This is a genomic window from Angustibacter speluncae, assembly GCF_054777815.1.
On the sequence record NZ_BAAHAF010000174.1, the window covers coordinates 1 to 5720 of the forward strand.

Genomic DNA, 5720 nt, shown 5'->3' on the forward strand with positions numbered 1-5720 from the left:
GCGCTGCCCGGTGGGGGCCGGCCGCTGCCCGGCCGACGCGGGACGCTGGCCGGAGCCGGCGGGACGCTGGCCGGTCGAGCCGGTCGACCCGCCCGCGCCGGACGGGCGCGGGGAGCCGGTGGCAGGACGCGGACCGGTGCGGACCGCCCCCGCGGGCTGGTCGGGCGTGCTCACGCGTCACCTCCGGTGCTCTCGTCGCCGGCCGACGAGTCGGCGTCCTCCGACGGTACGCCATCGGAGCCGCCGGACGGGCCACCGACGGCGTCCTCGGCACCTGCGGCGGAGCCGTCGGTACCTGCGATCGAGCCCTCGGCGTCCTCGGCCCCGTCGGCCTCGGCCGCATCGACCTCGGCGAGCACGACCGTCTCGTCGTTGCGGGTGATCGCGATGATCGAGTCGCCGGCGTCCGGACGGGCGAACCGCACGCCCTGCGTGGTGCGGCCCCTCACCCCGACGTCGTCGACGCGGGAGCGGACGACCTTGCCCTTCTCCATCACGACCATGACCTCGTCGCCGTCCCTGACCATCAGGGCGCCGACCAGGTTGCCGAGCTTCTCGGAGTCGGCCGCCACCTTGATGCCGAGGCCGGCCCGGCCCTGCACGCGGTACTCGGCGATGTCGGTGCGCTTGGCGTTGCCGTTCTCGAACACCACGAACAGGTGCCGGCGGCCCTCCTCGTCGGCCGCGGCCTCGCCCTCGGTGCCGTCGTCGGCCGCCTCCGGCAGCGCGTGCACGACGACCATCGCCAGCAGCTCGTCGTCGCCGCGGAACTTCATGCCCGTGACGCCGGACGTCGAACGTCCCATCGGGCGCAGCGCGTCGTCGGTGGCGTGGAAGCGCAGCGACTGGCCCTTGCGGGAGACCAGGACGATGTCGTCGCCCGCCCCGACCAGGGACGCCCCGACCAGCTCGTCGCGCTCGGCGACGCTGACCGGGCCGTCGTCGTCGCCCTCGGGCGCCTCGCCGAGCTCGCGCAGCCGGACGGCGATCAGGCCGCCGGAGCGGTTGGAGTCGAACTCGGTCAGCCGGGTCTTCTTCACCCGGCCCTCGCGGGTGGCGAGCACCAGGTAGTCGGCCTGCTCGTAGTCCTTCAGCGTCAGCACCTGGGCGATCTGCTCACCCGGCTGGAACGCCAGCAGGTTCGCGACGTGCTGGCCCTTCGCGTCGCGGGCCGCCTCCGGCAGCTGGTACGCCTTGGCCCGGTAGACCCGGCCGAGGTTGGTGAAGAACAGCAACCAGTGGTGGGTCGAGGTGGTGAAGAAGTGCTCGACCGCGTCGTCGCCGCGCAGGGTGGCGCCGCGCACGCCCTTGCCGCCGCGCTTCTGCGAGCGGTAGGCGTCGACCCGGGTGCGCTTGGCGTACCCGCCGCGGGTGATGGTGACGACGACGTCCTCGACGGGGATGAGGTCCTCGTTGCTCATGTCGCCGTCGAACGGGTCGATCGTGGTGCGGCGGTCGTCGCCGTACTTGGTGACGATCTCGCCGAGCTCGTCGCTGACGATCGTCCGCTGCCGGGCCGGCGAGCCGAGGATGTCCTCGTAGTCGGCGATGCGGGTCTCGAGCTCGGCGTGCTCGTCGGTGAGCCGCTGCCGCTCGAGGGCGGCCAGGCGGCGCAGCTGCATGTCGAGGATGGCGCTCGCCTGGATCTCGTCGATCTCGAGCAGCTCCATCAGGCCCTCGCGGGCGACCTCGACGGTGGCCGATCGCCGGATCAGCGCGATCACCTCGTCGAGCGCGTCGAGCGCCTTCAGCAGCGCGACCACGATGTGCATGCGCTCCTGCGCCCGGCGCAGCCGGTAGCGGGTGCGGCGGACGATCACGTCGAGCTGGTGCTCGACCCACAGCCGCACGAACGCATCGAGGCTGAGCGTGCGCGGTACGCCGTCGACGAGCGCGAGCATGTTCGCGCCGAACGTCTCCTGCAGCTGGGTGTGCTTGTAGAGGTTGTTCAGCACGACGGTCGCGATCGCGTCGCGCTTCAGGACGATGACCAGGCGCTGGCCGGTGCGGCCCGAGGTCTCGTCGCGGATGTCGGCGATGCCGGCCAGCCGGCCGTCCTTCACCAGCTCGGCGATCTTCAGCGCCAGGTTGTCGGGGTTCACCTGGTACGGCAGCTCGGTGACCACCAGGCAGGTGCGGTTCTGGATCTCCTCGACCGTCACCACCGCGCGCATCGTGATCTGGCCGCGCCCGGTGCGGTACGCGTCGTCGATGCCCCGCTTGCCCATGATGAGCGCGCCGGTCGGGAAGTCGGGGCCCTGGACGCGCTCGAGCAGCGCCTCGAGCAGCTCCTCCTTCGAGGCCTCCGGGTGCTCGAGCAGCCACTGCACGCCGGACGCGACCTCGCGCAGGTTGTGCGGCGGGATGTTCGTGGCCATGCCGACCGCGATGCCGGCCGACCCGTTCACCAGCAGGTTCGGGAACCGGGACGGCAGGACCAGCGGCTCCTGGGTGCGGCCGTCGTAGTTCTCGGTGAAGTCGACGGTCTCCTCGTCGATGTCGCGGACCATCTCCATGGCCAGCGGCGCCATCCGGCACTCGGTGTACCGCGGCGCGGCCGCCGGGTCGTTGCCCGGCGAGCCGAAGTTGCCCTGGCCGGCGACCAGCGGGTACCGCAGCGACCACGGCTGGGCGAGCCGCACGAGGGCGTCGTAGATCGGCGCGTCGCCGTGCGGGTGGTACTGCCCCATCACGTCGCCGATGACGCGGGTGCACTTGGAGAACTGGCGGTCGGGCCGGTACCCGCCGTCGTACATCGCGTAGAGGATCCGGCGGTGCACGGGCTTCAGCCCGTCGCGGACGTCGGGCAGGGCGCGGCCGACGATCACGCTCATCGCGTAGTCGAGGTAGGACCGCTGCATCTCCAGCTGCAGGTCGACCTGCTCGATCCGGTCGTACTGCGGCGCGTCGGTGGGGGGCTGCTCGCTCACGGGTGTGCTCCTGGCTCAGGACGGGGAGGTCGGGGGACGGCGCTCGCGCGCTAGATGTCCAGGAACCTCACGTCCTTGGCGTTGCGCTGGATGAACGACCGGCGGGACTCGACGTCCTCGCCCATCAGGATCGAGAAGATCTCGTCGGCCGCGGCGGCGTCGTCGATGGTCACCTGGCGCAGGATGCGGTGGTCGGGGTCCATCGTGGTGTCCCACAGCTCGCGGTAGTCCATCTCGCCGAGGCCCTTGTAGCGCTGGATCGCGCTGTCCTTGGGGAGCCGGCGCCCGGCGGCGCGGCCCTCGGCGAGCGTGGCGTCGCGCTCCTTGTCGGAGTAGACGTAGTCGTGCGGGGCGTTCGACCACTTGATGCGGTACAGCGGCGGGGCCGCGAGGTACACGTGGTTGTTCTCGATCAACGGCTTCATGTAGCGGAACAGCAGGGTCAGCAGCAGCGTGCAGATGTGCTGGCCGTCGACGTCGGCGTCGGCCATCAGCACGATCTTGTGGTACCGCAGCTTCTCGAGGTTGAAGTCCTCGCCGAACCCGGTGCCGAACGCGGTGATGAGCGCCTGCACCTCGTTGTTGCCCAGCGCCTTGTCGATGCGCGCCTTCTCGACGTTGAGGATCTTGCCGCGGATGGGCAGGATCGCCTGCGTCTCGGGGTTGCGTCCCTGCACGGCGGAGCCGCCGGCGGAGTCGCCCTCGACGATGAAGACCTCGCAGCGGCTCGGGTCGTTGCTCTGGCAGTCGCGCAGCTTGCCCGGCATGCCGCCGGACTCGAGCAGGCCCTTGCGCCGGGTCGCCTCGCGCGCCTTGCGCGCGGCCATCCGCGCGGCCGCCGCCTGGATCGACTTGCGGACGACGTCCTTGGCCTGGGACGGGTTGCGCTCGAGCCAGTCGCCGAGCTGGTCGCGGACGACCTTCTGCACGAACGTCTTGGCCTCGCTGTTGCCCAGCTTGGTCTTGGTCTGGCCCTCGAACTGCGGCTCGCCGAGCTTGATCGAGATGACCGCGGTCAGGCCCTCGCGGATGTCGTCGCCGGTCAGCGCCGGGTCCTTCTCCTTCAGCAGGTTGTTGGCGCGCGCGTAGGTGTTCACGAGCGTGGTCATCGCCGCCCGGAACCCCTCCTCGTGGGTGCCACCCTCGTGGGTGTTGATCGTGTTGGCGTAGGTGTGGACCGACTCGGAGTAGGCGCTGGTCCACTGCATCGCGACCTCGAGCGAGAGCCGGCGCTCGGTGTCCTCGGCCTCGAACGCGATCACGTCGGCGTGCACGGGGTCGGACTTCTTCGAGGTGTTCAGGTGGGTGACGTAGTCGACCAGGCCGCCGTCGTAGCGGAAGGTGACCGAGCGCTGGGTCTCGGCGCCCGCGGTGTCGGAGGTGTCCTCGTGGCCGGGCCGCTCGTCGGTGAGCGAGATGGTGAGGCCCTTGTTCAGGAACGCGTACTGCTGGAAGCGCGTGCGCAGGGTCTCGAAGTCGTAGACCGTGGTCTCGAAGATGTCGCCGTTGGGCCAGAACGTCACCGTGGTGCCGGTGGCGTCGGTGTCGCCGACCTTGGCGAGCGGCGCGTCGGGCACACCCATCGTGTAGTGCTGCTCGTAGGCGGCGCCGTCGCGGCTGACCTCCACCTTCAGGGTGCCCGAGAGCGCGTTCACCACCGAGACCCCCACGCCGTGCAGGCCGCCGGAGACCGCGTACCCGCCGCCGCCGAACTTGCCGCCCGCGTGCAGCACGGTGAGCACGACCTCGACCGCGGGGCGTCCCTCGCCGGCGACGACGTCGACGGGGATGCCGCGGCCGTTGTCCTGCACCCGCACGCCGCCGTCGGCCAGCAGCCGGACGTCGATGGTGTCGCAGTAGCCGGCCAGCGCCTCGTCGACCGCGTTGTCGACCACCTCGTAGACCAGGTGGTGCAGCCCGCGCTCGCCGGTGGAGCCGATGTACATGCCGGGGCGCTTGCGGACCGCCTCAAGGCCCTCGAGCACGGTGATCGCGCTCGCGTCGTAGGTGGCGCCCGCGGCCGCGTCGGCCAGCGAGGGCGCCTCCTCCGGGTTCGCGGTGGGCTCCAGCTCGCTCAGGTCGGGCTTGGGCTGGACCTCGGACGGGGTGGGCTCGCTGGTCTCGTCGGCCACGGAGGTGGACGCTCCCTCGGGATCGGGGTGCCGGGCGCTCCCGGCACACGTGACGGTCCCCCGCGCAGGGTGGGACCGTCTGACCCCTCATCCTACGCCCTGGGGGACGCCGGACACGCGCCGTGGTGCCCTTCCGCGCCGGATTTCCGCAGCGTTCCGGGTGCCGGACGACTCCCCCCACGGGTCCGGGGCCTCCGAGGGCTCTCAGGGGCTACCCGTAGGTGTCGCGCGGTCCGCGTCCCGGGGCGGTGCGAGGTCCCCGGGTCCACGACGGCGCGGCCGGTCCGCGCACCACCAGCTTCGTCACCACCCCGGCCCCGAGGTCGTCGGACAGCCGGGCCAGGACGCGCGGCGCGAGCAGCCGCACCTGGGTGGCCCACGCGGTCGAGTCGGTGCGGACGGTGAGCACGCCGTCCTCGAAGGTCTCCGGCGTGCAGTGCGAGGCCACCTCGGCGCCGACCACCTGGTCCCACCGGCCCAGCACGCCGCCGACCGCCACCGAGGTGCCCCAGGCGCGCTCGGCCACGACCCGCGCGATCGCGCGCCCGAACGGCTGCGGGTCGCGGTCGTCCGGGCCCGAGCCCGAGCGGGTGCCGTCCGGGCGGCGCAGGCGCGCGCCGCGACGGCAGGCCGCGACTACGTGGTGCCGGACGACGTC

Annotated in this window: 3 protein-coding genes and 1 pseudogene; 1 reads left to right on the plus strand and 3 read right to left on the minus strand. The window is 72.0% G+C overall.

What is annotated here, in order from left to right; genetic code table 11:
- Positions 1-170: 170 nt before the first annotated feature.
- The 3 genes from gyrA to ACYVKY_RS19895 all read right to left on the minus strand — a co-directional run bounded on the left by gyrA (position 171) and on the right by ACYVKY_RS19895 (position 5588).
- Positions 171-2930 (minus strand): DNA gyrase subunit A, encoded by a 2760-nt coding sequence (gyrA, locus tag ACYVKY_RS19885; protein WP_460436724.1) that lies wholly within the window; start codon positions 2928-2930, stop codon positions 171-173.
- A gap of 50 nt (positions 2931-2980) precedes the next feature.
- Positions 2981-4963: a DNA topoisomerase (ATP-hydrolyzing) subunit B gene (gyrB, locus tag ACYVKY_RS19890; RefSeq protein ID WP_460436726.1), complete on the minus strand. Its 1983-nt coding sequence runs from the start codon at positions 4961-4963 to the stop codon at positions 2981-2983.
- Positions 4964-5273: 310 nt separating this feature from the next.
- Positions 5274-5588: a DciA family protein gene (locus ACYVKY_RS19895; protein WP_460436725.1), complete on the minus strand. Its 315-nt coding sequence runs from the start codon at positions 5586-5588 to the stop codon at positions 5274-5276.
- Here ACYVKY_RS19895 and ACYVKY_RS19900 point away from each other — a divergent pair.
- Positions 5499-5720 (plus strand): annotated as a pseudogene (locus ACYVKY_RS19900) (hypothetical protein); the annotation flags it as partial. The gene ACYVKY_RS19895 and the pseudogene ACYVKY_RS19900 overlap by 90 nt on opposite strands.